Source organism: Nocardia sp. PE-7 (genome assembly GCF_030486425.1).
GTDB lineage: Bacteria > Actinomycetota > Actinomycetes > Mycobacteriales > Mycobacteriaceae > Nocardia > Nocardia salmonicida_A.
Map to the genome: position 1 here is coordinate 1,558,945 of NZ_CP129614.1, position 26,077 is coordinate 1,585,021.

The window sequence follows — 26,077 nt, forward strand, 5'->3', positions numbered from 1 at the left end:
TCGAGGTGTTCAGGCGGCGCGGGCGGCTCGCTGTCCCCATGCCTCGGCCAGCAGACGGTGGGATTCGAGGCGGTCGGCGTGGTCATGGGTGATGGTGGTGATCAGCAGTTCGTCTGCGCCGGTGACCTTTTGGAGCGCGTCGAGCCGCTCGACCACCGTGGTGGGCGAGCCGACGATCTGGGACGCCAGGCGGTCGGCGACCAGGCGCAGCTGGTCCGGGGTGAGCGGGGACGCCGTCGCGGGGTCGAGGTATTCGGTGGCGCCGCCGCTGCGGATGCTGTGCACCCAGTGTCCGTAGCTGCTCGCGTGATGACCGGCGGTGTCGTCATCGGCGGCCACGACCACATCCGCCGACACGATGACGCGCGGTTGGGCCAGTTGCTCCGACGGTTGGAACGCCGCCCGGTACGCCGCGACCGCATCCAGCGCGGTGCCCGGCGAGACGTGGTAGGCCGCCGCGAACGGCAACCCCGATTTGCCTGCCAGTTCGGCACTTTCGCCCGCCGAACTGCCGAACAACCACACCTCGGCGTCGATGCCCTCACCCGGAACCGCGTGCAGTTCCACCCCCTTGGGGGTGAAGTAGCGGCCCGCGATCAGCGCCTGCACCTCGGCCACCTGGTCCGCGAAGTCCAACGACTCCGCACCGGGTTGCTGCAATGCCTCGGCCGAGGCGAGGAATCTCGAGCGGTCGGTGACCCGGCGCGGATCGAAGGGCGGAGGCACCACCACGCCGTCGCGGATCTCGGTGCGTCCGGTCACCGCGTCGAGCACCGGACGCCCGCCCCTCGTGGTCGCGGTCTCGGCGCCGAACTGGCTGCGTCGATGTCCCGACCGGCCCAGACCCACATCGAGTCGTCCCGGATGCAGCGCGTCGACGGTGCCGAACGCCTCCACGATCGAGGCGGACGTGTGATGGCCCACCTGCACCGCCCCGGTTCCGACCCGGATGCGTGAGGTGGCCGCTGCGACCAGGCCGAGCAGGGTCAGCGACGACGAACTCGCCACCGACACGAAATGGTGTTCGGCCAGCCAGTAGCGGTGATATCCCCACTGCTCGGCATGCTGGGCCAGATCGACGGTATTGCGCAATGCCTGTGCGGCACTGGACCCTTCGCTGATCGGCGACAGATCGAGGATCGACAGCGGAACGCTCATAGCTTCGGATCCTGTTCTCCCGCTTCGATCGCCACGCGCAGCCGGTTCTCGCGTGGCGCCACCGGGCAGGTCGCGAAATCGGTGAACGCGCACGGTAAGTTCACCGCCCGATTGAAGTCGAGGGTCACGGTGCCGTCGGCCTCGACCGCTCCGACGGCGAGCGAACGAGCGGCCGGGTAGGTGGTGACGCCGCTGGTGGCGTCGGTGAACAGCACTTTCAGGTCGCCGGGAGTGCCGAAGGCGAGCAGCGCCTCGTGGCTGTCGCCGATCTTGAATTCGATGATTCCCGCAGCGCTGTGCTGGTGCTCCAGCCCGTCCACCACGGCGCCCGTGGTGATGGTGCGTGCCTGGTCGAACGCGGTGAAACGCCCGGTCGCGACCCAGCGCGGGTCGGCCGGATAGGCCGAGACCCCGGTGAACGCGGTCAGCGTCGGAGCGGCCGGATCGTGCACGCGCACCGCGTACTTGCCGGAGCGGCGGATCACCTCGAGGACCCTCGCCTCGTTGAGCACGCTCACCCCCGGCGCGCCCTCCACGGGGACCACGATCTGCACGCCGCCGATCCGTTCGCCGTCGACATCGAGCCGGTCGGCGGGCTGCGCGGTGATGAACACCTTCTCGTCGGTGACCCACCAGGTGCCGGGGACACCGTCGAGGCGCTCCGGGCTGTCGGTGAGCCAGTGCAGCCCGGCCAGGCTGAGCCACCCGAGCGGATCGCGCAGGCCGTCTTCGCGGGCATGGTGCCAGCGCGCCCAGTCGTCGGCGAATGTGGTGGTGGCGGTCGGGTTCTCGACGGTGATTGTCATGACGCGCGTGCTCCTTCGGCGACGGTGTGGTGGGGGTGACGCAGACCGAGATGGTCGCGCAGGGTGGTGCCGGTGTATTCGGTGCGGAAACTGCCGCGTTCCTGCAGTTCGGGGACCACCGTGTCGACGAACTCGTCGAGTCCGGCGGGCGTCAGGTGGGGGACGAGGATGAAACCGTCGGAGGCATCGGACTGCACGTACTGGTCGATCTGCTCGGCGACCTGGGCCGGCGTGCCGATGAACTGCTGACGGGCGGTGACCTCGATGATCAGCTCGCGGATGCTGAGGTTGCCCGCCTCGGCCTGCTCACGCCACGCCTTCGCCACGGCCAGCGGATCTTTCGCGTGCCGGACCCGGCCCCGGGTGATCTCGGCGGCGGCGTCGGGCTCGATATCGGGCAGCGGGCCGTCGGGGTCGTAGCCGGAAAGGTCACGGCCCCAGACCTGTTCGAGGAAGGCGATCGCGGTCTGCGGGCTCACCTGCTGGTAACGGATGCCGCGGGCCCGTTCGTGGGCCTCCTCGGTGGTGTCGCCCAGGACGAACGTGGCCGCCGGCAGAACTAGGAGATCACTGTGCGCACGACCGTATTTGGCCAGCCGACCTTTGACATCGGCGTAGAACTTCTGCCCCGCCTCGAGGGTGCCGTGCCCGGTGAAGATCGCGTCGGCGGTCTTCGCGCCGAACTCGCGGCCCTCGTCGGAATCGCCCGCCTGCAGCAACACCGGGTGTCCCTGCGGGCTCGGTGGGACGACGAACGGCGCCGCGAAGTCGAATTGCGTACTGCGGAAGGTGGTCTCGGGAACCTCGCGGGCGAAGACGCCGCGCTCCCGATCGACCACCAGCGAGTCGGTGGGCCAGCTGTCCCACAGCGCCCTGGTCGCGGCGACCACCTGTTCGGCCCGCCGATACCGCTCACTGTGTTCGAGGTAGCCTCCGCGCCGGAAGTTCTCGCCGGTGAACGCGTCCGAGGAGGTGACCACGTTCCACGCGGCCCGACCGCCGGAGAGGTGATCGAGCGAGGCGAACTGCTTGGCCACCTCGAACGGTTCGTTGTAGGTGCTGTTGATGGTGCCGGCCAACCCCAGCCGCTCGGTGACCGCCGCCACCGCGTTGAGCACGGTGAACGTGTCGGGCCTGCCGACCACGTCCAGGTCGTGGATCTGCCCGCGATGCTCGCGCAGCCGCAGCCCCTCGGCCAGGAAGAAGAAGTCGAACAGGCCGCGTTCGGCGGTCCGCGCGAGATGTTCGAAGGACGTGAAATCGACCTGCGACTTCGACGCCGGGTCGGCCCAGACGGTGGTGTTGTTGACGCCGGGGAAGTGCGCGGCAAGGCGGACTTGCTTGCGCGGTTTCGAGGTCACAGCGCTGCTCCTGTCGTGGCGTATCGGCTGAGTGGGCGGGGGAGACCGAGGCGGTCACGCAGGGTGCCCGCCGCGCCGGTATTTTGCGGTGCGGCAGCAGGGCGGTGGGCGGTGAGCGCGGTCAGCGCGGCGCGCAGGGCCAGTGGTCGCAGGACTACGCCGTCGACCACGCCGGACCGCGTGATCTCGCCGAGCAGATCGTCGAGCGCGGCGGCCGTGCCCACATGGTGGAGCAGACCGGCATCGAGAGGGGACTGGTCGGTGGCGGCGTCGGACCGTGCCGCCCACCGGTCGAGCTCACGCACCGCTGCCCACGCCTCGTCGGCCGAATCAGCCAGGTGAACGGGCAGATCCAACAGGATCCGCACCGTATCCGGGTCGCGGCCGGCGGCGGTGACGGCGGCGCGCAGGGCCAGGCGGCGTTCGGTCGCGGTGGCGAGATCGGGCGCGGTGATCCGGATGATGTCGGCGCGGCGGACGGCGACCTCGGTCGAGGCGGCGTCGTCGGCGCGGACCGTGACAATCGGCTGCCCCTGGGGCGATCGCGGAGTGATCGACGGGCCCTTCACCGAGAAGTTGTCACCGGCGAAGTCGATGTAGTGCAGGCGGTCGCGGTCGATGAACCGGCCGGTGGAGACCTCGCGGATCTCGGCGTCGTCCTCCCAGCTGTCCCACAGCCTGGTCACCACCTCGACCGCTTCGTCGGCCTCGTGCCACAGCGAATCGGGTTGCTGAACCTCTTTGCGGCCGAACGCCTTCGCCTCGACCTGGTCGGTGGACACCGTCACTTCCCAGCCGGCGCGGCCTCGGCTCGCGAAGTCCAGCGCGCTCACCGCCTTCGACACGTGGAACGGCTCGGTGTGGGTGACCGAGGCCTGCGGGATCAGGCCGATCCGGCCGGTCGGTGGCGCGGTGCGGGCGGCGATCGCGACGGCGTCGAGTCGGCCGCGGGTCACGCCGGCGCCGCCCTCCTGGACGGCGAACGAGTCGGGCAGGAAGACCGCGTCGAACCCGAGCTGCTCGGCCGACGACACCACGGCGGTCCAATATCCGGCCGTGAACAGGTTTTCGGCCTCGGAGTCGGCGCGCCGCCAGGACGCGGGGTGGGTTCCGGTCCCCGCGGTTTCGAGGCCGAGGAACAGTGTCGGCTCACTCATCGGTTGATGTCCTTTCCGTCGAGGGGATCGATACGCACATCAGGTCTCGGGATCGCCGCGAGCAACTCCTTGGTGTAGGCGTGCTGTGGATCGGTGAACAGGGTCGCGGTCGGCCCGGTTTCGACGATGCGGCCGTGGCGCATCACCGCGACCCGGTCGCTGATGCGGCGCACCACGGCCAGATCGTGGGAGATGAACAGGTAGCCGAGGGCGAGCTCGGTCTGGAGACCGTCGAGCAGGTCGAGGATCTGCGCCTGCACCGAGGCGTCGAGCGCGGAGACCGGTTCGTCGAGCACGAGCAGGTCGGGGCGCAGGGCCAGCGCGCGGGCGATCGCCACCCGTTGACGCTGCCCGCCGGACAGTTCGGCGGGCTTGCGAGTGGTGAAATCCGCGGGCAGCGCCACCTGTTCGAGGAGCTCGGCCACGCGTGCGGTGCGGGCGGCGCGGTCACCGACCCCGTAGGCGCGCAGGGGTTCGGCGATGATGTCGGCGACTTCCCAGCGCGGGTCCAGTGAGGAGTACGGATTCTGGTACACCACTTGGAACCGTTGACGCAGCGCGCGCAAGCGATTGCGGCGGGCACTGCTGAGATTGTGGCCGTCGAAGGTGACCGTTCCGCTGTCGGCCTCGGTCAGCCGCAGGGCGATCCGCGCGGTCGTCGATTTGCCCGAACCGGATTCGCCCACCAGCGCGAGCGTTTCCCCGCGATCGAGGCTGAACTCCACCTCGTCCACGGCGGTGATGGAGCCCGCGCCCGCGTGGAATCGCTTGTGCAGGGCATGAACCGACAGCAAAGGTGTTTCCGCTCTGGAACGTAGGGGCCGGAATTCGGTGGGTGACAGCGCAGGGGACGCGGCGAGCAGACGCTGGGTGTACGGCTGTGCCGGGTGGGTCAGCACCTGTGCGGTGGTGCCGGATTCGACGACCTCGCCCTGCTCGAGAACCACCAGGCGATCGGCCCGTTCGGCGGCGACGGCCAGATCGTGGGTGATCAGCAGCACGGCCGTGCCGCGTGCCGCGATCCGTTCGGCGAGCCGATCCAGCACCTGCCGCGCCACCGTCGCGTCGAGGGCGCTCGTCGGTTCGTCCGCGATGATCAACTCCGGTCCGCAGGCCAGCGCGATCGCGATCAACACTCGCTGCCGCTGTCCACCGGACAACTCGTGCGGATACTGCCGTGCCCGCACCTCCGGCCGGTCCAGCCCGACTTCCTCCAGCAGATCGAGCGCGCGCAGGCCCGCTCCACGTCGGTCGGCCAGCCGATGCACCAGCAGCGCCTCGGCCACCTGATCGCCGACCCGCAGCACCGGATTGAGCGACAGGCCCGGATCCTGCGGCACGAACCCCACCCGCGCCCCGCGCAGCCGCCGCAAGGCCTTCTCGTCAGCCGGATCGACCCGCTCACCGGCGAATTCGACCTTGCCGGAAACGACCTGCGCCGAATCCCCGAGCAGCCCGATCACCGCGTGCGCCAAGGTCGACTTCCCCGACCCCGACTCGCCGACGAGAGCGACCACCTCTCCGCGCGCCACCTCGATCGACACCCCGCGCAGCGCGGCGACCGGCCCCGCGCCGGTGCGATACGCGATATGCAGATCCTCCACCTGGAGCAAGGGTCCGTCCGTCGCGGCGCGCTGCGTTGCGTTCTTCTTGTCGTTCATCGTTTTTCGGTCCTTCCCGCGAAGCGGCCGAGACGCTGGGCTGACAACACCACCGCGATGATGACGAGGCCGGGCAGGGTGGTGAGCCACCAGGCGGAGGCGAGGAAGTTGCGGCCTTCCGAGATCAGCGAACCCCATTCGGGGGTCGGCGGTTTGGTGCCGTAGCCGAGGAAGCTGAGAGACGACACGGCCAGTACCGCCATACCGAATTCGACGGCGGCCAAGGCGAGCACGGGCTGGAAGGAGTTGGGCAGGACGTGGCGGAACAGCACCGCGTACCACCGCACCCCGGAGGCGTGCGCGGCCTCGACATAGGGCGCGTGCCGCACCCGCAGCACCTCCGACCGCATCACCCTGGCGAAGTTCGCGATCAGCGAGATACCCACGGCGACAGCCACATTGCGGGTTCCGAAACCGAGGGCGGTGACCAGGGCGAGCGCCAGCAACAGCGACGGGATGGACAGCAGCACGTCGACGACCCGCATGATCGCGGTGTCGACGATGCCGCCCGCGGCGCCGGACAGCAGCCCGAGCACCGACCCGACCACCAACGCGATCGCGACCGCGGTCAGGGTGGCGGTGAGCGAGAGCCCCGCACCGTGCACCATCCGCGTGTACAGGTCGCGTCCGAGATTGTCGGTGCCGAACCAGTGCGCGGCGCTGGGTGCCTGGAACTTCTCCGCGGGTACCCCGATGAGCGGATCACCGGAGGCGAACACCGATGGCGCCACGGCCCACCCGACGGCGATCACGAGAACGACACCGGAGAGCGCGAGTCCGAGGTGTCCGCGCGTCCAGCGGATGACCTGTGCACCGCGACCGCGGGGCGCGACGCGGGCCGCCGCGACGGGCCGATCGGCCACCACCTCACGTCGCACTAGAACGTCAACCATGCTCGGTCCCTTCGTGGTCGGTGGTGCGAGTCCGGAGGTCTGCGGCGGCCACGGACGTCGCGCCGACCGCGGCGACCGGCAGTGGGCTGTCGGCAGCCGCGCCGGTTCGCGCCTCGACCGGAAGACTGCGCCGCGATCCGGTGATGCGTGGATCGAGCAGGGGATAGAGCAGGTCCACCGCCAGATTCACGCCGACGAAGATCAGCGCCGAGAGCAACACCACGCCCTGGACCACGGGAATGTCCTGATTGAGCACTGAGGTCTGGGTGAGTCGGCCGACGCCCGCGCGGGCGAACACCGACTCCACCACCACCGACCCCGCGAGCATCGTGCCGACCAGCACCCCGGCGATCGTGAAGGCGGGCACGCTCGCCAGGCGGGCGATGTGGCGGCGCTGGACCCACCACCGCGAGGCGCCCTTGGCCACCGCTACGTCGGTGAAAGGCTGACGCCAGGTCTGTTCCAGCCCGGCCGCGAGAACCTGAGCGAGCACCGCTCCGATCGGCAAGGCCAGGGTCAGCGCGGGAAGCAGTGTCCCGCGCACCCCGGTCCCGCCGAAGGCTGGGAACCAGTGCAGCCGAAAAGAGAACAGTTGCAGCAGGAGTAGACCGGTCCAGAAGGTCGGCACCGAAACACCCAGTGGCGGGAGCGCACTCAGGGTGTTGCGCAGCCACGGCCGTCGCGTGTAGGTAGCCGCGAAGGCCAGCGCCGTCCCACCGATCACCGCGAAAAGCAGTGCGAGAGAAGCCAGCCCGAGCGTGGGTGGTATCGCGTCACCGAGGGCCTCGGTGACGGGTTGGCCGGTGTTGATGGACCGGCCCAGATCGCCGGTGACGGCGTTGCCGAGCGCGGTCACGTACTGCTCCCACAGTGGCTTGTCCAGCCCGTAGCGGGCCTGCATCTGCGCCACCGCGGCCTTGTCGACCGGGGTGCCGAGACCGGCACCGTCGGCCGCCATCGAGACCGGGTCCGAGGGCAGCGCGTACAGCACGAGGAAGGAGATCGTGAACGACGCCCACAGCACCCAGACCGCCTGCAGTACGCGCGAACCCACGTATCGGCCCATGATCAGTGCCCGCTCAGCCAGGTGTCGAAGAACTGCAGGCGCGCCGAGGCTTCGAACTTCAGGTCCTGGGTGTGCCCGGCCGCGCCGATCGCCTGCGACAGTTCGATCGTGGGCAGGTACAGGCCGTTGTCGAGCACCAGCTTCTGCACCGTCGCGAGCAGTTCCTTGCGCGCCGCGGGGTCGCTGGTGGCCAGCTGCTTGTCCAGGGCCTCGTCCAGAGCCGGAATCGGGCCGCGCACGCTGAGATTGCGACCGGCCAGCGAGAACGAGGTACGCAGGATGTCACCGTCGGCGCGAGTGGAGTTGCCGTAGAAGGAGTCGTAGTCCTTGGAGTTCATCTTCGCGGTGCTCTCCGGTCCGGAGACCAGGTCGAGCTTCAGATCCACCCCGACTTGGCGCAGCTGCTGCTGTGCCAGTTCCAGAATCGCCTGGTTGCCCGCGAACACCTGACTGAAGGTCACCGAGAAGCTCAGGCGCTCACCGTTCTTGGCGCGGATACCGTCGCCGCCGGGCACCCAGCCCGCCTGATCGAGGGCGGCCTTGGCCTTGGCCGGGTCGTAGGCGAGCCGGGCCGACTGATCCAGGTAGGCCGGGGTGGCCGAGGCCAGGCTGCCGGTCGCGTACTTGAACTGCGGGCCGAGCACGGTGTCGACGAGCTGCTTGCGATCCAGGGCGGTCAGCAGAGCCACACGGACGGCCTGGTCACGCAGCGGACCACGAGTCACATTGAGCTGGAAGCCGAAGGGGGTTCCCGGGTTGGAGGTGGACAGCACCCGCCCGCCCGTGGCCTCGATCTGCGGCGCGTCCTGCGGCAGCGCGTCGCTGACCGCATCGAGCTGACCCGACGACAGGCTGCCGGTTCGCACACCCGATTCCGGGACCACGGTGAACTCGATCTTGTCCAGGTACGCCTCGCCCTGGTGTCCGAAAACGGCCGAGCCCCAGTTGTAGCCGACCCGCTTGGCCAGCGTGGCCGAGGAGTCCTGCTTCCAGCTGGCGTAGGTGAACGGTCCGCTGCCGATGTTGTCGCCCGCGCACCGCGCCTCGGCGGGCTTGGCATTGGTGGACTGGGCGAGGATGCCCAGCTGCGGGGTCGAGGTGGCCTGCAGGAACTGTGCGTTCGGCTGGCTGAATTCGACCCGGGCGGTGAGCTTGTCGACGGCGGTGGTGCCGACATAGTTGGTGAGATAGCTGACGCCGAGCGCGGCCTTCGCCCCGCCGAGCTTGATCGTCGAGTCGAAGGTGTCGCGCACCGATTCCGCGGTGAGCGGGGTGCCGTCGCTGAAGGTCACGCCGTCGGCGAGCTTGAACGTGAACACCTTCGCGTCCGGGCTGACCTCCCAGCTCTTGGCCAACCAGGGTGTGATCGCGCCGGTCTTCGGGTCCTGATCGGTGAGCGAGTCGACGATCTGGCGGGCGACATAGATGGTCTGATTGCTGGCCGACTGCGCCGGATCCGAGCAGGTCGGGGCCTGCGAGAGGCCGTAGCGCAGCGTGCCGCCGGGCTGCGGCGGTCCGGCCTGACCTCCCGAGCCGCCGGAGTCGCTGCCACACGCGACCACCGTGGTGGCGGCGGCCAGTGCGCCGGCGAGGGCGGCGATGCGATGACGGGGACGGATCACGAGGTAACTCCAGAGAATTGACGGCCGGTGGCCAGGGGACGGCTGGGGATGCGGCGGCGCAGTTCGGGCGCCACCTCGGCCTGGAACAGTTCGAGACTGTCCAGGTATTGGTTGTCGGTGCGGCCGTCACGTTCGGCGGACAGGTGGATGACCTCGTGCCCGAACTGCTCGTGATAGCGGCCGACCTTGTCGATCACCTGCTCCGGGCTGCCGATCAAGGCCGAGGAGCGGGCGACGAAGTCTTCGATGGTCTCGAACACGACCGGATTGCCGATCTTGCGCTGCAAGGCGGTGCGGGCCTCGTAGAGCGGCCGGAACACCTCGACGGCCTCCTGCGAGGTGCGTGCGACGTGGAAACCCGCGGTGCCCGCGCCGACCAGCGCGTCGGCCGGGTCGTGACCGTAGTGCGCCCACTGCTCGCGGTAGTGGCGGATCAGCTCGGCGTACGGCTCGATCGGGTTGGTGACATTGGCCGAGAACACCGGGTCACCGTGGCGCGCGGCCAGTTCCACCGATTCCTTGCTCGTCGCGCTGCCGTGCCAGATCCGCAATCGCGGCTGTAGCGGTCGCGGCAGGGCCTTGGCGGCGGTGAGGGAGGGCCGGAACTGTCCCGACCACGTCACGTCGTCGCTGTCCCACAGCTTCCGGAACAGTTCGTACCCTTCACGATTGCGGTCCCACTGATCCTCGGTGGTGACGTGATAGAGCTGCGCCTGTGCCGCGCCGTTGCCCTTGCCGATGATCAGTTCGAGCCTGCCCTCGGACAGGTTGTCCAGGGTGGAATAGTCCTCGAACGCGCGCACCGGATCGAGCAGGCTCAAGGTGGTGACCGCGGTGAACAGGCTGATCCGCGAGGTGAGCGCCGCGATATGGCTCAGTACCACCGGGGGAGCGGCGGACAGGAACGGATCCTCGTGCCGCTCACCGACAGCGAAGCCGTCGTAGCCGAATTCCTCGGCGCGCCTTGCCTGTTCGATCACCTCGTGCAGGCGATCGCGGGTCGACGGCACCACGCCGGTGACCGGATCTGGCACCCGGGTGATCAGCGTCATCAGCAGGAATTTCATGCGGCGGGCTTCTTCGGCAGACCGGGCGGGTTGATCCGCGACTCGGTGACCTTCTCCGAATCCAGGCCCCAGCGGTCGAGGATCTTCTGGTAGCTGCCGTCGGCGATCGCGTGCTGCAGCGCCTTGTGGATCGGGCCGATCAGGCCGTTGTCCTTCTTGGTGAGCGCCGCGATCTCGCCCTGCAGCTGCTCACCCGCGCCCGAGAACGTGGCGATGATCTTGCCGTCACTGGTGGCGGAGTGGTACACGGCCGCGGGGTTCGGGCCGATGTAGCCGTCGATGCGCTTGGAAGCCAGCGCCAAGTAGTAGTCGGTGCTCTGCTGGTAGTAGGCGATGTCGATCGGGGGCAGACCCTCGGCGACGTTCTTCTCGTTCCAGCTCACCAGCAGCTGTTCCTGGTTGGTGCCCGCGCCGATCCCGATCCGCTTGCCCGCCAGGCTCTTGCGGTCGGTGTAGGTCAGTGGGCTGTCCTTCGGGACCTCGAGGGCGACGGTATCGGTGCGGTAGGTGGCGAAGTCGTACTTCTCCTTGCGCTCCTCGGTGACGGTCACGTTCGAGATGAACGCGTCCACCTCACCGGAATCCACGCGCACGAAGTTCTGCGACCAGTCCGCCACCTGGATGTCGAGCTTCAGGCCCAGGATGTCGGCCACCAGGGTGGCGAAGTCGACCTCGGAGCCGATGACGGTCCGGTCGTCGGTGGCGTAGAACCGCAGCGGCGGTACGGAACCGGCGGGACCGGTCACCACCAGCGTGCCGCGGTCGCGGATGGCCTTGGGCACCTCGGCGGCGATCGCGTCGACCTTGGCGGCGCGCACCCTGCCCTCCTGGGCGGGGGACAGGTCGTAGGTGACCGCACCGGCCTGCACGGTGTCGGCGGCCTCGGGATCGGCGGTGCAGCCTGCCGTCAACAGCGTGGCCGCCGCGACGATGCCGATCAGTGTGGAGAGCTTCATCAGTGTCGAACCTGTTCGTGGAAGGGATGATCAGCGCACGCGCGACAGGAATGCCTGCGTGCGTGGATGTGTCGGTTGGTCGAGAACGGTGGCCGCCGGGCCCTGTTCGACGATCTGTCCTTCGTCGAGGAACACCACGGTGTCGGCGACCTCACGGGCGAATCCGATTTCGTGGGTGACGATCACCAGGGCGGTGCCGCTGTGCGCGAGATCGCGGATCACCGCGAGGACCTCGCCCACCAGTTCCGGGTCGAGTGCGGAGGTGGGCTCGTCGAACAGGATCAGCCGTGGCTTCAAGGCGAGCGCCCGCGCGATGGCCACGCGCTGCTGCTGTCCGCCGGAGAGCCGCCGGGGGTAGGCGTCGACGAAATCGGCCAGGCCCACCCGATCCAGGAGCTGTTTCGCCTCGGCGACCACCTCGGCGCGCGGGCGGCGCTGCGCCGAGATCGGGGCGAGCACCACATTGTCGAGCACGGTGAGATGCGGGAACAGGTTGAACTGCTGGAACACGAAGCCGATGTGGCTGCGCTGGGCGCGCACCGCGTGGTCGGGCAGCGAACGCAGGATGTTGCCCCGTTGCCGGTAACCGATCAGCTCACCGTCGACGTGCACCGTGCCCGCGTCCTGCGCTTCCAGATGGTTGAGCACCCGCAGCAGCGTGGACTTGCCGGAGCCGGACGGCCCGATCACGGCGACCACCTCGCCGGTGCCCACCGCCAGATCCACGCCACGCAGCACCTCGGTGCCGTTGTAGGACTTGCGGATTCCGCGCGCCAGCACCGCTGCGGTCATCGGGTTGCTCCTCGGGGTGCGGCCGCACCGGCGGCGATCTCGGCGACCTTGGCGCGGACCCGCTGCCACGGTGTCGGCGGCAGCTCGCGGTGCGCGCCCTTGGCGTAGTGGCGTTCGATGTAGTACTGGACGATCGACAGCGCGGTGGTGAGCACGATGTACCAGACGGTCGCCACCATGAGCAGCGGCACCACTCGGCCGTTGCGGCCGAAGATCACCTGCACCTGGTAGAACAGCTCGGCGATCGCCATCACCGACACGATCGAGGTGCCCTTGAACAGGCTGATCACCTCGTTGGCCGCGTTCGGCAGAATCGAGCGCATCGCCTGCGGCAACACGATCGTGCGGAATTGCCGCCAGCGCGGAATGCCCAGCGCGGCGGCGGCTTCGAGCTGACCGTCGTCCACGGCGAGCAGACCCGCACGGATCAGTTCGGCCGAGTACGCCGCCTGATGCAGGGCCAGACCGATCACCGCCGCGGTGAAACCACTGATCACGCCGTTGACTTCGAAATCGAAGAAGGCCGGTCCGAACGGAATACCCACGGACAGGCGGGGATACAGGTACGCGATGTTGAACCAGAACAGCAGCTGCACGATCAGCGGGATCGAACGGAACGCCCAGATGTAGGTCCACGCGATCACCCGCAGGACGGGATTGTTCGACACCCGCCCGATCGCCAGCAGCGTGCCGAGCACGAAACCGAGAACGGTGCCCCACAGGGTCAGCTCGATGGTCACCTTCAGCGCGGCCATCACCGACTTCGCGGTGAAGTACTGGGCGAAAGTGCCCCAGTCCCAGCCCGGATTGGTGATCAGACCGTGCGCGAACTGGGCTACCACCACGAGCGCGACCGCCCCGACGGCCCAACGCCACGGGTGCCACGATCCGGCGATCCGGGGGAGATCCTCGGGCGCCTTGTCGGCGGATTCCGGCTCAGTGGGGGGAGCGTCGCCGGGCGGTAAGGGCGCGGTCTCGGCGCCGGATACGGCAGACGCGGTCATGGGAGTCCTTCGAAAAACAGTGGAACGAGGCACGGTGACCTCCACCCGGCCAGCGACGGGTTCGCGATCTGGCGGCGCTCAGACCCGACACGCCGTCGCTGTCACCCGGCACTGGTCGATATGTCGGCGGCGGTAGCCCACGGTCAGCACGAAAATCTCCTCCATCGATCCCGGCAGAAGCACCCACACCCCGAAACGGGCGGGTTGCTGCGACGTCATCGAGCCAGGTCTCTCGGTCGCTCTGGATGGTTGCGCCCCGGGTTCGTGGCCCGAGCTGAATCAGCATGTGGCATATGCACGACTGCGCACAACGGTAGAAATCATCGTGAGCGCAGAGCTTGGAGGCGGCCGTGGACGCAGTCATAATTGCCCCGGTTCGGCGTGGTCAGTGACCCGCGGACGGTCGTGATCGGGGGGCGAGACGATCGGTCGTCCACGCGGGTGACACGGGAGTGCTGCGCGGTGGTCGCCGGATCGGGCGGCGAGTTGCGGGCGGACATCGAGCTGCGGTCGCTGCGAGATTGCGACGCGCCGAACGGCGGGTTACTTCACCTGCCCTGATTCACTCCTCGCACGCGGTAGCGTCGGGCTCCTCTGCGTCGATGAGGAGTACGTCGTGATCATGCCGCGTCGTTCCACCACACTGACCTCGCTGATGGCATGCGCCGCCGCGCTGCTGCTGGCCGTGCCCTCGGCCGCCGGCGAACCGGCCGCGCCGGTGACGCCTGTTGTCACCAGGGACGCACCGAACGCCACGCCCGCGGCGGGGCCGGGTGATCTGCTCGCTGCCTACCAAACCGTCGTCGAGACGCTGAAAGCCATGGGGATCCAGCCGTTCCTCTACCCCACGGTCGCCGCGAACTGCACCGGTGACGGTGCGGGCCTCGTCCCGGCGGTCGCGGGCGCGGTACCCGGCCCCTGGCCGACGAATTCCCTCCCGCTCCCCGGGCTCGATCTCTCGGCCGTGAAATCCGGTCAGACGCTGTTCACCTTCCTGCCCTACGGGCTCGCGCCCGACACCTCCGCCACGAAGACCTCCGGCATGCAGGTGGCCTGGCTCAATATCAGCACCGGGCGGGGCGGGATGGCCTCGATGGGTCCGATCGCCGACATCGTGCGTGCGATGGTGCCGCCCGAGGTTCCCGTCGAGTTGCGTCCGCTCGCCGAGACCGCCATTCGTGACTTCCTCTTCGCCGCGATCCCGGTCGGCGGTGTTCGTGCTGTGCCTGTCGATACCGGTCGGGGCACTGTGCTGGCCGCCGTCTTCGGCACCACCGACAACGCGGGCCGGTCCTGTTTCTTCTTTCCGACCATCGGGATCACCGAAGTGGAGTGAGCGCACCGTCCGACGGTGGGGCTCAGGCGCGTTGGGCGACCGGGTTGTCGGGAGTGACCAGGGGGCGCTGTTTCCAGCGCAAGCGTCCGGTGCGGTGACGATGGTGCGAGCGGATCCACAGGCTGAGGTAGTGGGCCACCGAGAGCGGGTGGGCAACGGCCGAAGCCAGGTCGGGACCCGTAGGCGCTCGACGGGTCTCGATGGTGCGGGCGGTGATTCGGCTCGTGACGGCGGCCAGGTAGCCGAGCAGACCTGCCCGGCGGGTGCGGCCGCGGCCGAAGACCGCTGCCAGCGGGGGGATCCAATAGGCAAGGGCGGCAAGGATCGCGATGGCCGCGCCGGTGTCGAGACGGCCGCCGTAGGCCGACCACAGCCAGCGGGTGTAGCCGTCGGTGAGCTCGGTGGGGCCGGTATACATTCGGGTTCTGGCGGCCGGGCCCGCGGTCACCAGGGCGGTGCGGTGGCCTGCGCGACGCACGGCACGGGCGAGGTCGAGATCCTCGGTGGCGCTGGCCGCTACGGCCGCGTGACCACCACCCGCGCGGTAGGCCTCGGCGTCGACGGCGAGGAACTGCCCGCACGCGACGGCGGTGGACGGTCGCAGACTGTGATTGGCCGGGCCGACCGGCAGGGTCGACGCCCACGACCACGCGAGCAACGGCTGGACCAAGCGCTCGGTGGTCGAACCTGCTTCCTGGATCGGCCAGGCCGACACCAAACCCGCACAGCGCCTGCGTAATTCGGTCACCGCCGCGGCGACGGCGTGCGGTGCGAGGCGGACGTCGGCGTCGACGAAGACCAGGGCGGCCGCGTCGGTGCGGGCGGCGAGGCGCGCGCAGGCGGCGGCTTTGCCGGTCCAGCCGGGGGCGGGGTGGGCGGCCGAGCGCAGGACGGTGAAGCGCTCGTCCGCGGCGATCGCGGCCAGTGCGGCTTCATAGGTGTCGTCGGTGGACGCGTCGTCGAGGATCAGCACATTCATCCGGGGGACGCCGGTTTGGGCGCGGAGGTCGGCGATCAGCGCGGGCAGGCGGGCGGCTTCGTCACGGGCGGGGACGCACACCGTGACCGGTTCGATCACCCCCGCCACCCCGCGTGGCAGGGTGCGCAGGGTGACCAGGTTGTAGGCGGCGGTGGTCGCGCCGAGCGCGGCCAGACCCGTGCCGACCCAGGTCAGGTAGCGGGCCGCCGCGCCCACGTCAACGGCCCAGTCTGCGACTGGCGATCTCGCGCCACATCTCGGAGGGGGAGAAGCCGCCGCGCGGCGCGTTCGGCGGGCCGGGGTTGCGATCACGGAACGCCAGTCCCGCGATCAGCGCGGCCACCGCGAGGGTGATGCCGCCGACGATGCCCGCCCAGCCCGCGAACGAACGGGTGTTGGGGTCGGCGTACTTCACCTCGGCGCGCATGGTCGACACCTCGCCCGCGGGCAGCTTCCACGACACGGTGTTCTCGCTGTCGGTGGTCTCGCGGGTGCCGTTGGTCTTGGCGACGCGGGCCGGGAACGCCACGGAGAACTGCACATCCGAGCCGTGCGGGGGGACCGATTCCAGATCGACCCGACCGGTGAGACTCACCAGATCGCCATTGCGCTGGAAGTCGAGGGTGAACATGCCCTGCGTCTGATCCGAGAGCCCGCCGAGCTGGCCGACCTCGCCGAAGGACAGGTCGTCGAAGAACACCTGGGTGCCGACGTACCCGTCCTGGTTGTAGTTCTCCACCCGCACCTTCGCCGCCAACGACTCCGGCGCCTTCAGCTGGGGTCCCTTGTCCTCGGGCCCGGTCGGCACCACCGCGGCGACGATCCGCCCCGACACACGGTCGTTCGACGACACCCCCATCGACACCTGCACCCGCAGGCACCCGGCCAGCGCGGGCACGAGCAATGCCAGCAGGACGGCAACGGCCGCGACGCGCCGCGCGGGCACGGAACGACGCGGCGAAGGAGCGGGCATCTCGGCGACGGGACTCGGCTGCACGGTTGACATCGTGCCAGGCTCAGGCCCCAGAGCCCACACGACGGGCCCACCGTGCACCGCTCACCCGTGCCGATCAGGCGTTTTCGTCCCGAATCGGGGTGTGTCTCGGCGGGGTCGGCTATCCAGAACGCGCGTTGCCCATGGCCGCGCACGCCGGAACAACGGGAATCCGAGCAAGCCGAGACCGGCGAAACCCCAGATAGCCGAAGCCGGGAGACCGAGGAATACCGCGTGCGCGAGGGTCGAGCCGAGCCAGGTCCACCCGAACACCGCGACCGGGACCGCCACCGAGGGGTCGCGCGCGGGTGCTAGGCGCTGGTCGAGCACGGTGAGCAGCACCGCCATGATCGCGGCGACGAGCGCCCAGCCCAGGTAGTTCGTGTACGGGATCTGGGGCAGACCGGGGAGACCGGCGTCGGTGACCGCCCACGCCCACTGGCCGTCGGTGACCATCTGCGGATCGAGGAACAGATCCCAGCCGACCGCACCGAGGGCGACCAGTCCCACGCGCCGTACGTTCGACCCGACCTGGGGCCCGTCGGACACCAGCATGCTCGCGACGATCCAGATCGGATACAGCCCACCGGTCCACGCCAACGGCACCGCCAGCGGAACATCGGCGAACGCGGGTCCGAGCCGCTCGACGGCATAGGCATAGCTGCCGAAGGGGAATCCGGTCGCGGTGCCGACGATCTCCGCGATGAGCCCGAGCCCGGACACGATGACGAAGAATCCGCAGGCCCACCGCAATCCGCGGGTCGTCGCCGCGTGCGACAAGGCCGTCGCGGCCGACAGAGCCACCACGGCAACGGTGATCCGATCGCGTGCCACACCCGCGCTCAAGGGATAGGTGATCTGCACGAGCACCAGTGCCAGCGCGAAGACAGCGGGAATCGCACGGCGGGAATCGACCCGAACCCAGCGAGTTCGCGGCGGTGTGCACCCGAACGGACTCAGGCGGTACGACGAGGACGCTTTCATCGCTTGGACGGCAGGGTGAAGCGGCGCTTACGGCGATCACCCAGAACCAAGCGGGCCGCACTGCGCCCGCTGGCTCCGGACACTCCGCCGCCGGGGTGGGTGGACGCACCGGTCAGGTACAGGCCGGGAGCGCCGGGGACGCGCTGACCCGACAACTCCGGCAGCGGGCGCCACATCATCATCTGATCGAGCGACATCTCCACGTGCATGACATTGCCGCCGCGCAGACCCATCTCCCGCTCGAGATCGACCGGCGTCTGCGTGAATCGTCGACGCACCGACGAGGTGAAACCCGGGGCGTACCGTTCGACCTCGGCGACGATCCGATCGGCCTCGTGCTCGGCGTGTGCTGCCCAGTCGCCGCCATCGGCGAGCGCATAGGGATGCCATTGCGACCACAGCGACAGCTGATGTTCGCCCGCGGGCGCGATGGACGGGTCGAGCGCGCTGAAACTCATCGCCAACACCACCGGACGTGGCGGCAGCGAGCCGGCCAGCGCGGCGCCGTGGGCCAGGCGAAGCTGTCGGCGGTCCGAGACGAGGAACTGCAGACCACGGGCGGATTCGGCGGGGGAGGACCCGGGGTATCCGGGTAGCCGATCGGTGGCCAGGCGCACCACCATGCCGATGCCGGGGCCCACCCGGATGCGGCGCTGCCAATCGTCGAGGACAGCGGCGTCGAAATCGCCCGCGCGCAACAGGTCGAGGGTCGACAGGATGTGGGAGCCCGCGATCACCGTGTCGGCGTGCAGGGTCCGGCCCGACTCGGTCGAGACCTGCCAGCCGCTGCCGGATCGGCGCAGCGAGGTGACGGCGTCACCGGTGTGCAGCTCGCCACCGTCGGCACGAAGACGCGCGATCAACGCCGCGCTGAGCGCCCCACTGCCGCCCACCGCGCGACCGGGCGGCAAGGTATGCATGAGCGCGGCGAACCCGGCCATCGACGCAGTCCCCGGTTCCGACATCGGCGGACCCGACTGCGCGCCGAACCACGCGAGCGAAGCCTTGAGCCGTTCGTCGTCGAACCAGAAGTCCAGCAGCGCGTCACCGGTCTGCAAGAACTCCCGCGACAACGCCGATCCACCGGCCCGCGCGTCCAGCCCCCAGAACGAGCGAAGCAGCCTGCCCGGCGTCGGCGGCCCACCGAACGAGCGCATCACCCGTGCGCTGCGCTCGCCCCACACGCCGACGAAACGCCGATACGCGTCAGCGTCCTCGACACCGCAGGCCGCCGCGATCGACGCGCATGTCTCGTCGAGATCACGGTGGAACACGATCGGCGCGCGCACACCGTCCGACGGTGTGAACCCCCATGGATCACAGTCGAGATAGCGCAACCCGAACCGCTCGAGCTCGAGCTCCTCGATGATCCCGGTGTGCCGGATCATGATGTGCGCCGAAGATCCGCGATCCACCAGATGCCCCGGGAACCGCTCCACCGTCGACACCGCGCCACCGGGCACCTCGTCGCGCTCCAGCACCTGTACCCGCTGCCCGGCTCGCGCCAGATAACACGCCGCGACCAGTGCGTTGTGGCCCGAACCGACCACTACTGTCGTCACGGGTGCGTGGGCGGCATCGGCAGCCTGCGCCCGAGGATGGCGAACGGACGGGTATCGCCCGCGAACACGAAATTGCGGATCACATCGGTGAATCCGGCCCGTCGGTACAGCTTCCAGGCGCGGTTCGCCTCCTCCGGGACTTCCGGCGTCGACAGCAGCACGGCCGCCTCGGCACGGTCGGCCAGCAGTCGCTCGAGCAGCCGCGCCCCGATGCCGCGCCCCTGCGCGGCCGGGTGCACGTGCAGTTCGGTGAGTTCGAAATAGTCGGCGAGCAGGTCGCGGGCGGCGGCGTCGGGCCATCCGCAGCGCCGCATTCCGGTCTGTACCTGCTGGTGCCACCACTGCCGCGGTGCGCCGCTGTAGCCGTAGGCGATGGCCAGGATCGGCGCGGTGCGCAGGTCGACGCCGCCCGAATCGTCGGGCAGCACCGCGGCCACCGCCCGCCAGCCCGCCCTTGTGGTGTGTTCGGTCCACATCGGGGCGCGATGGTGTTCGGTGCCGCGGGGGTAATCCATGGCGGCGACATAGACCGACAGGGCGTCGTGCAGGCGTGCACGCAGGGCGGCGACGCTGAGGTCGACGACGACGGGTGCGGGGGTGTGATTCGGCTTGACGGCTGTCATGGCTCTCGTCGATGGCGCGCGGACGCGGAAAGTTGTCGGTGGGTGTCCCTATATTCAATCTCAATTCAAACGTTCGAATGTTAGTTCGATCAGTGCGAGGGGCGAAAGGGGCAGCAGATGGCTGGTCACAACGATGGTCGAGCGCACGCGGGCCACGATGGGCGAGCCGGCGGGCTACTACGTCAGGCCGATGCTCTGCTCACCGATTCGGCATGGGAGCACGAACCGGGAGAGCGGTTCCGCACCGCGTACCTGGCCGCGCTGCGTGGCGCGGGCGCGATGATCGCGCTCACCGGCGCCGACCGCGCGCCGCGAGCGCGCTCCCGCAGCGCCTGGGTGTTACTGAGACGCGCCAGCCCGGAATTCGTGATGTGGGCCGACTACTTCGAGGCGCACTCGCAATTACGGGCCGCGTTGGAGGCCGGATTGGACCGCGCGATCACCGACACACAAGCCGACGAGTTCTGCTCACGGGTGGGCGCATTCCTCTACGACGTCGACGATGCGCTGGTAACCGCGGCTAAGAGCCTCCCGCAGCCGAGTCGTGGCCGCGACATGACCGCTTAGTTATGACCGAGTAGGTGGTACGCCGCCGATCGAACTCGTATCATGGGGAGCAGATAGCCGCCAAGGTCGGCTACCCGTCGCCTACCCGGAGGCGACCAGCCACGCCTAGTGCCGGGGGAGGTACCGTGCCACTCTCCGAGCACGAGCAGCGCATGCTCGAACAGATCGAGAGCGCTCTCTATGCTGAGGATCCGAAGTTCGCCTCGTCCGTTCGCGGCGGACGTCTTCGCTCCACGTCGAGTCGACGCAGACTCCAAGCTGCGGCGTTGTTCGCCGTCGGCCTTTTTCTGCTCGTCGCCGGCATCGCCGCCCCGTTCAAACCGGGCGGTTTCCCGATCATCAGTCTCGTCGGATTCATCGCCATGTTCGGCGCTGGTGTCCTGCTGATGATCGGCACCTCGCGTCGCGCCGCCCGACCGGACGCGACCGAGTCTCCCGCGGCGGGCAGCGGCCCGGCGACGGGCCCCGCTGCCCGAGGCGGTCGCCAACGCAAGTCCGGCGGCTTCTCCGAGCGCATGGAAGACCGATTCCGACGACGGTTCGAGCAGGAATAGCTCAGACCTAGCCGACCACGAAGGCGGCGCCACACCCACCACCGGGTGTGGCGCCGCCTTCGTGCGTTTGTGGGCCCCCGCGCTGGTGGCGCACGGGCAGGGCCGTCCCCCCACCTTCCCCACCGCTCCCCACACTTCCCCCACCCGGGCATCCGGCCCACGTCGCACCTGCGATGTTTGCTGAACGTTGTCGGAACCGCAGGTTGCCGACCCGCGCGGGTTGCCCGAACACCGGATAACCGCGAATCTCAGTGATAGCTGGGATGACCTGCGGAATTGTGTTGGCGGGGAGCAGGATCACTCAGGGTTTCGATTGAAAGTGGGGGAAAGTGGGGTAATGTGGGTCGCGCACTACAGGAGAGGCCGTACGGCGAGGTGAATCCAGTAGGGAGGTGGCCGAGATGTTCCTCGGTACCTACACCCCCCGATTGGACGACAAAGGGCGGCTGACGTTGCCTGCGAAATTTCGAGACGATCTGGCGGGAGGGTTGATGGTCACGAAAGGCCAAGACCACAGCCTGGCCGTGTATCCCAAAGACGAGTTCACCGCGCTCGCGCGGCGAGCCGCGTCGGCGTCCCGAAGCAACCCGCAGGCAAGGGCTTTCGTTCGAGCGCTGGCGGCAGGCACCGACGAGCAACGTCCGGACGCACAGGGCCGGATCACGCTGTCGCCGGATCATCGGCGCTATGCGAACCTCTCGCGGGATTGCGTGGTGATCGGTTCGGTCGACTTCCTCGAGATATGGGATAAGCAGGCGTGGGAGACCTACCTCGAAGAACACGAGGAGGACTACGCGCAAGCCGGAGACGAGTCGCTGGGCGGAATCTTCTGACCCGGAGCACGCGAGTGCTGCGAGGCCTCTGCCCGGGCGTGGACCCTGACGTACTTCCCCGACGCCAGGTGCCTTGCCCCGGTCAGAGACCTCGAAGCATTCGCATCACCCACTCGTTCGACAAGCACTCATTCGAAAAGCACTGTGTGGCAAGGCGACCTGTCTGCGACGCGAGGCAGTATCCCGGGAGGTCGAGGTGAACCATGACGCCGAGAACCCCCGTCATGTGCCAGTTCTGCTCGAGCGCGCCGACGATCTGCTCGGCCCCGCGCTGAGTGAGCCGGGCGCGGTCTACATCGACGCGACCCTCGGATTGGGCGGGCACGCCGAGCATTTCCTGCGCACCTACCCGCAAGCGCGTCTGGTCGGTCTCGATCGCGACACCACCGCGTTGCGCATGGCGGGCGAGCGCCTGGCGCCCTATGCCGACCGGATCACGCTGGTGCACACCCGCTACGACGGCATCCCGGCGGCGCTGGCCGAAGCGGGACTGGACGAAACCGGTTCCGTCTCAGCCGTTCTCATGGATCTGGGAGTGTCGTCGATGCAGCTCGACGAGGCCGAGCGCGGCTTCGCCTACTCCGTCGACGCGCCGCTGGACATGCGGATGGACCCGACCACCGGAATCACCGCGGCCGACGTGCTCAACACCTACAGCCACGGCGATCTGGCCCGGGTCCTGAAAACCTATGGCGACGAACGGTTCGCGGGCAAGATCGCGTCGGAGGTGCTGCGCAGGCGGACGGTCAAGCCGTTCACCACCAGCGCCGAACTCGTCGAGGTGCTCTACGCGACCATTCCGGCCGCGGCGCGCCGCACCGGCGGACATCCGGCCAAGCGCTCGTTCCAAGCGCTGCGTGTGGAGGTCAACGGTGAGCTCGACTCGCTGCGGGAGGCATTGCCCGCGGCGCTGGATTCACTGCGTGTGGGCGGACGGATCTGCGTCATGTCGTACCAGTCGCTCGAAGACCGACTGGTCAAACACGAACTCGCGCCACGGATCATCTCCCGGTCGCCGATGGACCTGCCGGTCGAACTGCCCGGCATGGGCCCGGAATTCCGGATGCTGACCCGTGGAGCGGAAAAAGCGACCGAGTCCGAGATCGAGGTCAATCCGCGATCCGCGCCGGTGCGGATGCGCGCGGCTGAACGAATCGCGGAGAGGTCAGGGAGGACACAGGAGGGGACACGATGAGCGTGCGGACGAGCACAGTCGCGGTGCCGAGCAAGGCTGCCCGGCGCGTGGAGGCGGCCGAACGAGTGAAGTCCGGTGCGGCACAGCGGGCCTATGCCCGCAAGCGCACCAGGGAACAGCTGCTCGACGGCATCGAACTGCCCGAACGGTCCTCGACGATGGCGGGGCGGATCCCGTTCGTCACCGCGATCATCGGACTGCTCGGCTGCGGCCTCGCCCTGACCCTGTTGCTCACCACCCGCGCCGCCGAGGACAGCTACCAGCTCGGTGACGCCAGGGCGGTCAACCGCAAGCTCGACGACGAGCGGGCCGCGCTGCAGCGCGAGGTCGCCGCCGCCGACTCGGCTCCCGAATTGGCTGCTCGCGCACGTGAACTCGGCATGATCCCCGCGAAGGATCCGGCCCGGCTGATACTCGGCCCCGACGGCGAGGTCACCGTGATCGGCAACCCGACGCCCGCACAGGGTGCGCCGGTGCCGCCGCTGAACGGTCCGCCGACCACCACGCCGAGTCCGGCGCCGGGCCACGCCCAGGCGCAGGGTGAGCGCGTGGTGCCCGTGCAGCCCGGTGCGGCTACCGCGAGCGCGCCCCGCGGCGCTGTGCCCACCAGTGTTCCGTCGAACGTGCTCGCGTCACCGGCCGCGCCGACGCCCCCCGCCGTGAACGCGCCGCAGCCGGCGGCCGCCCCGGCCCCGATCGCGCCGGCTCCGGTCGACGCGGCCGTCCCCGCTCCGGCGGACGGTGAGGTTCCCGCGCCGGTGGAGGGCGGTGCCCCTGCTCCGCTCGCCTCGACGACCGTGCCCGATCGGATCGACGTCGCGGGTCAGGGTGAACCGCTGGTCTCGGCCGACACGCCACCGCCCGCACCGGGTGTCGTGGCCGACCCGTCGGCCCCGGTCGACGCGCCGTTACCCGTGCCGGGTGTCGCCGCGCCTGCCCCCGGACAACGAGCCCCCGCGGCCGGACCGCCGAGCGAACAGCCGCAGGTCGTCGAATCGCAGGATGGTCCTCGATGAAGCAGAGCGGGCCCGCGTCGCAGCAGCGACGCGGGCCGGTCTCGTCGAGGGCCCGTCGTTCGGGCTCGCTCTCGCCGGACCGGCCGATCCGCCTTCGCCTCGGCGTCGGCCGGGTCACCCTGCTGGCCACTCTCGCGGTGGTGGCGTTGCAGTTGCTCTACATCCAGAGTCTCGCCGCCCCCGCGCTGTCGGCGCAGGCGGCCTCACAGCGCACCATCAAGGCCACCGAGGCGGCCGTGCGCGGTCCCATCACCGACCGGCACGGCAATCAGCTCGCCTTCACGCTCACCGTGAAAGCCCTGACCTTCCAGCCGGTGACGGTGCGCGAGCAACTGGCCGAAGCGAAGAAGCTCAAGCCGAGCGCACCGGATCCCGAGCAGCGGCTGAAGGACATCGCGAAGTTCATCCACGAGAAGCTCGGCGCACCCACCGAGCAGGAACTGCTCGACAAACTGCGCAGCGACAAGAAGTTCCACTACCTGGCCAAGAATGTCGATCCGCGGGTAGCTTCCGAGATCACCGCCAAATTCCCGGAGGTCGGTGCCGAACGCCAGGACCTGCGCGAGTATCCCGGTGGTTCGCTGGCGTCGAATGTCGTCGGCGCGATCGGCGGCGACCGGCACGGTCAGATGGGCCTGGAATCGGCGCTGGACTCGGTGCTGTCGGGTACCGACGGCTCACGCACCTACGACCAGGGCTCCGACGGCGCGGTGATCCCCGGTAGCTACCGCGACCTGCAGCCCGCCGTGAACGGCTACGGCGTGGAGTTGACCCTCGACGCGGACCTGCAGTACTACGTGCAGCAGCAGGTGCAACAGGCCAAACAGGTGTCGGGCGCGTCCTCGGCCTCGGCGGTGGTGCTCGACGCCAAGACCGGCCAGGTGCTCGCGATGGCCAACGACGGCACCTTCAATCCCGCACTCGGCCCGAATCATTGGGCCTCGGGCAAGATGGGCAACCCCTCGGTCGCCGAACCGTTCGAACCCGGCTCGGTCAACAAGATCGTCACCGCGGCGGCCGCCATCGAATACGGCGTGACCACTCCCGACGAGGTGCTGCAGGTGCCGGGCTCGATCCGCATGTCGGGCGTCACCGTGAACGACGCGTGGCAACACGACGTCGCGCCCTATACGACGACCGGCATCTTCGGAAAGTCCTCCAACGTCGGCACTCTCATGCTCGCCCAGCGGGTGGGTGAGGACCGGTTCGCCGATATGGTCAGCCGGTTCGGGCTCGGGCAGCGCACCGGCGTCGGTCTGCCCGGCGAGAGCGGCGGCCAGGTGCCCGCCCGCGACCAGTGGTCCGGCGGCTCCTTCGCGAATCTGCCCATCGGTCAGGGTCTTTCGATGACGACCCTGCAGATGACCGCCATGTACCAGGCCATCGCCAACGACGGCTTGCGGATTCCGCCGCGCATCGTCAAGGCCAAGGTCGCCCCGGACGGCACCCGCACCGAGGAACTGCAGCCCGACGGCGTGCGCGTGGTGAGCCCGCAGACCGCGCACACCCTGCGCGAGCTGTTCCAGGCGACCGTGCAGAAGGACCCGATGGGCGTCCAGATGGGTACCGGCGTCCCCGCCTCGATCGAGGGATACCAGGTGGCGGGCAAGACCGGCACGGCACAGAAGGTCGACCCCGCGTGCCGGTGCTATTCGACCTCGTCGTTCTACAGCACGTTCGCCGGGATGGCGCCCGCCGACAATCCCCGCTACGTGATCGGCATGATGCTCGACGCGCCCGTGCGCAGCTCCGACGGCACCGGCGGCGGGTCCGCCGCCCCGCTGTTCCACAGCATCGCCTCCTGGGCGTTGCAGCGCGACCGCGTGCCGCCGTCCCCGGAGCCCAAGCGACTGGTGCTGGAGGCGGTGACATAACGGCTGGTGCCGCAGTT

The 26,077-nt window shown here is 69.2% G+C and carries 24 protein-coding genes and 1 riboswitch; of the genes, 7 read left to right on the forward strand and 17 right to left on the reverse strand.

Translation table 11 applies throughout. The annotated features are described in order from the left end of the window. Positions 1–9: 9 nt before the first annotated feature. The 12 genes from QX204_RS07330 to QX204_RS07385 are packed head-to-tail and all read right to left on the reverse strand — an operon-like array spanning position 10 to position 13,543. Positions 10–1,158, reverse strand: coding sequence for an LLM class flavin-dependent oxidoreductase (locus QX204_RS07330; RefSeq protein WP_301905807.1), 1,149 nt, complete (start codon positions 1,156–1,158; stop codon positions 10–12). Beyond that, complete coding sequence (locus QX204_RS07335) at positions 1,155–1,964, reverse strand: DUF1684 domain-containing protein (RefSeq protein WP_301905808.1); 810 nt, start codon at positions 1,962–1,964, stop codon at positions 1,155–1,157. Before QX204_RS07335 ends, QX204_RS07330 begins: the two co-directional genes overlap by 4 nt. After that, positions 1,961–3,325: an NtaA/DmoA family FMN-dependent monooxygenase gene (locus QX204_RS07340; RefSeq protein ID WP_301905809.1), complete on the reverse strand. Its 1,365-nt coding sequence runs from the start codon at positions 3,323–3,325 to the stop codon at positions 1,961–1,963. The genes QX204_RS07335 and QX204_RS07340 overlap by 4 nt, the downstream gene beginning before the upstream one ends. After that, complete coding sequence (locus QX204_RS07345; protein ID WP_301905810.1) at positions 3,322–4,482, reverse strand: LLM class flavin-dependent oxidoreductase; 1,161 nt, start codon at positions 4,480–4,482, stop codon at positions 3,322–3,324. The genes QX204_RS07340 and QX204_RS07345 overlap by 4 nt, the downstream gene beginning before the upstream one ends. Next, positions 4,479–6,143, reverse strand: coding sequence for a dipeptide ABC transporter ATP-binding protein (locus QX204_RS07350; RefSeq protein ID WP_301905811.1), 1,665 nt, complete (start codon positions 6,141–6,143; stop codon positions 4,479–4,481). Before QX204_RS07350 ends, QX204_RS07345 begins: the two co-directional genes overlap by 4 nt. Then, positions 6,140–7,036, reverse strand: coding sequence for an ABC transporter permease (locus QX204_RS07355; protein WP_301905812.1), 897 nt, complete (start codon positions 7,034–7,036; stop codon positions 6,140–6,142). The genes QX204_RS07350 and QX204_RS07355 overlap by 4 nt, the downstream gene beginning before the upstream one ends. Continuing rightward, positions 7,029–8,102, reverse strand: a complete 1,074-nt coding sequence (locus QX204_RS07360) for an ABC transporter permease (protein WP_301905813.1) — start codon at positions 8,100–8,102, stop codon at positions 7,029–7,031. Before QX204_RS07360 ends, QX204_RS07355 begins: the two co-directional genes overlap by 8 nt. Positions 8,103–8,104: 2 nt before the next feature. After that, positions 8,105–9,724, reverse strand: a complete 1,620-nt coding sequence (locus QX204_RS07365; protein WP_301905814.1) for an ABC transporter substrate-binding protein — start codon at positions 9,722–9,724, stop codon at positions 8,105–8,107. Continuing rightward, positions 9,721–10,791 (reverse strand): LLM class flavin-dependent oxidoreductase, encoded by a 1,071-nt coding sequence (locus QX204_RS07370; protein ID WP_301905815.1) that lies wholly within the window; start codon positions 10,789–10,791, stop codon positions 9,721–9,723. The genes QX204_RS07365 and QX204_RS07370 overlap by 4 nt, the downstream gene beginning before the upstream one ends. After that, positions 10,788–11,747 (reverse strand): ABC transporter substrate-binding protein, encoded by a 960-nt coding sequence (locus QX204_RS07375; RefSeq protein ID WP_301905816.1) that lies wholly within the window; start codon positions 11,745–11,747, stop codon positions 10,788–10,790. The genes QX204_RS07370 and QX204_RS07375 overlap by 4 nt, the downstream gene beginning before the upstream one ends. A gap of 30 nt (positions 11,748–11,777) precedes the next feature. Next, the gene (locus QX204_RS07380) at positions 11,778–12,539 is read right to left on the reverse strand and encodes an amino acid ABC transporter ATP-binding protein (RefSeq protein ID WP_301905817.1); all 762 of its coding nucleotides are present in this window, start codon (positions 12,537–12,539) and stop codon (positions 11,778–11,780) included. Continuing rightward, entirely contained in the window at positions 12,536–13,543 is a 1,008-nt protein-coding gene (locus QX204_RS07385; protein WP_301905818.1) for an amino acid ABC transporter permease, read from the reverse strand. The genes QX204_RS07380 and QX204_RS07385 overlap by 4 nt, the downstream gene beginning before the upstream one ends. A gap of 158 nt (positions 13,544–13,701) precedes the next feature. Further along, a riboswitch (SAM riboswitch) is annotated at positions 13,702–13,795 on the reverse strand. Between the two features lie 370 nt (positions 13,796–14,165). On the opposite strand from QX204_RS07385, the gene QX204_RS07390 reads away from it, so the two are divergent. Beyond that, on the forward strand, positions 14,166–14,879 hold the full coding sequence (locus tag QX204_RS07390) for a hypothetical protein (RefSeq protein WP_301907941.1): 714 nt from the start codon (positions 14,166–14,168) through the stop codon (positions 14,877–14,879). Between the two features lie 22 nt (positions 14,880–14,901). Here the strand turns inward: QX204_RS07390 and QX204_RS07395 are convergent, their stop codons facing one another. From QX204_RS07395 to QX204_RS07415, 5 genes are all read right to left on the reverse strand, one after another. Continuing rightward, entirely contained in the window at positions 14,902–16,074 is a 1,173-nt protein-coding gene (locus QX204_RS07395) for a glycosyltransferase family 2 protein (protein ID WP_301905819.1), read from the reverse strand. Between the two features lies 1 nt (position 16,075). Continuing rightward, positions 16,076–16,831 carry an LppM family (lipo)protein gene (locus tag QX204_RS07400; RefSeq protein ID WP_301907942.1) on the reverse strand — a complete coding sequence of 252 codons (756 nt, stop codon included), beginning with the start codon at positions 16,829–16,831 and terminating at the stop codon, positions 16,076–16,078. Positions 16,832–16,915: 84 nt separating this feature from the next. Continuing rightward, positions 16,916–17,836: a carotenoid biosynthesis protein gene (locus QX204_RS07405; protein WP_301905820.1), complete on the reverse strand. Its 921-nt coding sequence runs from the start codon at positions 17,834–17,836 to the stop codon at positions 16,916–16,918. Next, positions 17,833–19,398, reverse strand: coding sequence for a phytoene desaturase family protein (locus QX204_RS07410; RefSeq protein WP_301905821.1), 1,566 nt, complete (start codon positions 19,396–19,398; stop codon positions 17,833–17,835). Before QX204_RS07410 ends, QX204_RS07405 begins: the two co-directional genes overlap by 4 nt. Then, the gene (locus QX204_RS07415; protein WP_056816480.1) at positions 19,395–20,021 is read right to left on the reverse strand and encodes a GNAT family N-acetyltransferase; all 627 of its coding nucleotides are present in this window, start codon (positions 20,019–20,021) and stop codon (positions 19,395–19,397) included. Before QX204_RS07415 ends, QX204_RS07410 begins: the two co-directional genes overlap by 4 nt. Before the next feature lie 117 nt (positions 20,022–20,138). Between QX204_RS07415 and QX204_RS07420 the strand changes: the two genes are divergently transcribed. The 6 genes from QX204_RS07420 to QX204_RS07445 all read left to right on the forward strand — a co-directional run bounded on the left by QX204_RS07420 (position 20,139) and on the right by QX204_RS07445 (position 26,060). After that, positions 20,139–20,588: an SAV_6107 family HEPN domain-containing protein gene (locus tag QX204_RS07420; RefSeq protein WP_301905822.1), complete on the forward strand. Its 450-nt coding sequence runs from the start codon at positions 20,139–20,141 to the stop codon at positions 20,586–20,588. Between the two features lie 125 nt (positions 20,589–20,713). After that, a complete protein-coding gene (locus QX204_RS07425; protein WP_056816472.1) occupies positions 20,714–21,142 on the forward strand; it encodes an SCO2097 family morphological protein in 429 nt (142 codons plus the stop codon). A gap of 401 nt (positions 21,143–21,543) precedes the next feature. Next, entirely contained in the window at positions 21,544–21,975 is a 432-nt protein-coding gene (gene mraZ, locus QX204_RS07430) for a division/cell wall cluster transcriptional repressor MraZ (RefSeq protein WP_056816815.1), read from the forward strand. A 196-nt stretch (positions 21,976–22,171) separates the two neighbouring features. Then, positions 22,172–23,170 (forward strand): 16S rRNA (cytosine(1402)-N(4))-methyltransferase RsmH, encoded by a 999-nt coding sequence (rsmH, locus tag QX204_RS07435; protein ID WP_301905823.1) that lies wholly within the window; start codon positions 22,172–22,174, stop codon positions 23,168–23,170. After that, a complete protein-coding gene (locus QX204_RS07440) occupies positions 23,167–24,186 on the forward strand; it encodes a cell division protein FtsL (RefSeq protein ID WP_301905824.1) in 1,020 nt (339 codons plus the stop codon). The genes rsmH and QX204_RS07440 overlap by 4 nt, the downstream gene beginning before the upstream one ends. Continuing rightward, positions 24,183–26,060: a peptidoglycan D,D-transpeptidase FtsI family protein gene (locus QX204_RS07445; protein WP_301905825.1), complete on the forward strand. Its 1,878-nt coding sequence runs from the start codon at positions 24,183–24,185 to the stop codon at positions 26,058–26,060. The genes QX204_RS07440 and QX204_RS07445 overlap by 4 nt, the downstream gene beginning before the upstream one ends. The last annotated feature ends 17 nt before the right edge of the window (positions 26,061–26,077 follow it).